Consider the following 2,238-nt stretch of genomic DNA (forward strand, 5'->3'; position numbering starts at 1 on the left):
AAAAAATTAATTAAGAAAAATAGAAAAAAGTAAAAAAAGAAATGATTCAACAATTAGTTATGAATCAACAAGACATCTTTTTCACATTCTTTAAGTACATTCTCAGCTACACTTCCAATCACAAACTTATGAATGCCACTTACACCTGAAGATGCAATGATGATCAAGTCACAATCTTCATCTTCGGCAACTTTATTGATTTGTTCTGAAGGGAAACCTGATTTTACCATGGTCCTTACATTAAAGCTGTCATCAAAACAATCTGCCATAGCCTTTACATTCTCTTCAGCTTCCTTTACAGCTTCCTTGTTTATTTTTCTAACATCTTTTTCCCTATGGAAAGCTGTTTTTCTTATCTTAATAGCAACAGAGAGAACAAGGATTTCTCCATCTTCTGCCAATACATGCTTAGCTCTTTCCACTTCACGTAGAGAGTGTTTAGATCCGTCAGTTGGTAATAAAATTCTTTTATACATAATTCCACACTTAATTTTAAAAATACAATTTCAATTTAAAAAATATTTCTCTAAATAATATATATGATTTAACTTATATAAGTATATTATCAATTCATTCGATAATATCACAACAAAGTTAAGAATTGCTTATCTTTGATTTAAATACTTATGAGTTTGAACAGATAATTTGACATTTTCTAAACGAGGGAAATTCTCCCTAATCAAATCCGCCATTTCATTATCACGGCTAAATTCCCCTTGTAGCCAAATTGTCTTATCGTAACAATCTTTATTTCTTAATTCAATCACTTCATCTATATCCTCTTGAGAGCAAATAACAAATTTAAAGAAAACATTTTCATATTTATAATAATTTTCAAAGACCTTTTCTTTATCTACCTTCGGACTGATTACATATTCCATTTCAGGAAGATATTCGAAAATGGAACCATTTGTCTCAAGCTGGATTTTAATGTCATCTGGAAGCTCTTTAATCAAACGTTTAATCTCTTCCATCTGTAAAGTAGGCTCCCCTCCTGTTATGATTAATGTTTGGATATTATTGAATTCCATTTGAGTAATTAGAATTTCTGCAACTTCATCTACAGACAATATTTCATAAGTAGAAATGTCTGTATCACACCATTCACAGTTCAGATTGCAGCCATATAATCTTAAAAATGTTGCAGGAGTCCCTACATAAGGCCCTTCCCCTTGAAATGATGTGAATATTTCACTGACTTTAATTTTAATCACCAAAAATGCATTATTTAATCAATATTTAGTTATTTGAACCTGTTTATTCCATAGGTTCGTAAGTTACACCGGTTTCAGGAGTTTCATAGACTCCAACACTTGTCAAACATTCAATTTTAGGTTTTAATCCATCATAGAAGAACTTGCTCATCTCTTCCATTGTAGGGTCTTCAGAATCCATGAATTCATTTAGGTTCAAATGGTCAACACCAATGAATTCATTGAATATAGCTTCAATGTCATAAGTGTCCATGATCATGTTTCTATAATCCAAGTCCTTATATGGTGCTTTTAAGGTTAAAATGATTCTATATTGGTGTCCATGCCATTGAGTACATTTTCCACCTTGATTCTTTAATTTGTGACAACCGTAAATTCTATGTTCTGATACTAATGTTAACATAATATTTTCCTCCAAATAATCTAATTCATTCCTAATTCTTTTTTAGCTTCTTCAATAGCTTTTATTCTTGATTTGTTACTAAAGCATTCCCCACATGGAGTTCCATCATTGTTTACATAACAGCTCCATGTCTTTTCTATTGGCACTCCCAATTTCAAAGCAAGCTTTACAACATCCTTTTTGTCTGTATCAATAAATGGAGCGCAAACAGGAATGTATTCATAGTTATTGACCTTATTCAATTCATTGATCTTCTCCAAGAACTCTGGAGTTGTGTCTGGATAATCTCCGACATCTGCCTTGATTGCTCCATAATAAACCTCTTCCTTATTGTTGCTTATTGCAAATGCAGTTGCAAGTTCAAGCAATATTGTATTTCTGCTTGGAACAACTGTACTTGCTGGCTCTTCAACATTGTCATTATCTTGATCAGTCAAGCTGCTTGAAAGCAAATCAACTATGTTCTGTATATCAAATACAAAATGAGGCACATCATTCATTTTACAGATTTCCGCTGCTCTTTCAATCTCTATCGCTGCCTTTTGACCATAATTGAAACTGAGAGCAGTTACGGCATTACCTTCATCCAATAATTTGTATAATAAAGTAGAGGAGTCCAAC

At 32.2% G+C, this 2,238-nt stretch carries 4 protein-coding genes; all 4 read right to left on the minus strand.

Going from position 1 to position 2,238, the window contains the following annotated elements; all coding sequences use genetic code 11:
* Window positions 1-53 precede the first annotated feature (53 nt).
* Complete coding sequence (locus ACKI67_RS00385) at window positions 54-476, minus strand: universal stress protein (protein WP_407461397.1); 423 nt, start codon at window positions 474-476, stop codon at window positions 54-56.
* A 129-nt stretch (window positions 477-605) separates the two neighbouring features.
* The gene (locus ACKI67_RS00390) at window positions 606-1,214 is read right to left on the minus strand and encodes a 7-carboxy-7-deazaguanine synthase QueE (RefSeq protein WP_407461401.1); all 609 of its coding nucleotides are present in this window, start codon (window positions 1,212-1,214) and stop codon (window positions 606-608) included.
* A gap of 43 nt (window positions 1,215-1,257) precedes the next feature.
* Window positions 1,258-1,617: a 6-pyruvoyl trahydropterin synthase family protein gene (locus ACKI67_RS00395; RefSeq protein ID WP_407461398.1), complete on the minus strand. Its 360-nt coding sequence runs from the start codon at window positions 1,615-1,617 to the stop codon at window positions 1,258-1,260.
* A 20-nt stretch (window positions 1,618-1,637) separates the two neighbouring features.
* A partial coding sequence (gene queC / locus ACKI67_RS00400) for a 7-cyano-7-deazaguanine synthase QueC (protein WP_407461399.1) occupies window positions 1,638-2,238 on the minus strand: 601 nt, incomplete at its 5' end.

This window comes from Methanobrevibacter sp. (assembly GCF_045577275.1).
In the GTDB taxonomy this organism is placed as follows: Archaea; Methanobacteriota; Methanobacteria; order Methanobacteriales; family Methanobacteriaceae; genus Methanobrevibacter.